Annotated in this window: 1 pseudogene; it reads left to right on the top strand. The window is 57.3% G+C overall.

Going from position 1 to position 206, the window contains the following annotated elements:
• Positions 1-129: 129 nt before the first annotated feature.
• Positions 130-206: pseudogene (locus ACAD63_RS17885) on the top strand (NAD(P) transhydrogenase subunit alpha); the annotation flags it as partial.

The following is a 206-nucleotide window of genomic DNA, read 5'->3' as shown; positions in this document are numbered from 1 at the left end:
ATTTCCTCAAGCTTGTCGTCGACAAGGATGGCCAGTTCACGCTCAACCTCGAAGACGACATCGTCGCCGCCTGCCTGGTGGCGGGACGCAAGGAAGCGGCGCTGGCCGGCTGATTCAAAGGAGACCTCAATGGAAATGGTTAGCCACACGGTGATCAACCTGATCATCTTTGTCCTGGCGATCTACGTGGGCTACCACGTGGTCTG

Origin of the sequence: Cupriavidus sp. a3, assembly GCF_051015765.1 — a bacterium.
Classification (GTDB): domain Bacteria; phylum Pseudomonadota; class Gammaproteobacteria; order Burkholderiales; family Burkholderiaceae; genus Cupriavidus; species Cupriavidus oxalaticus_A.
The sequence above is the reverse complement of the archived record's forward strand: the minus strand, read 5'-3'. Positions and strand labels throughout refer to the sequence as shown.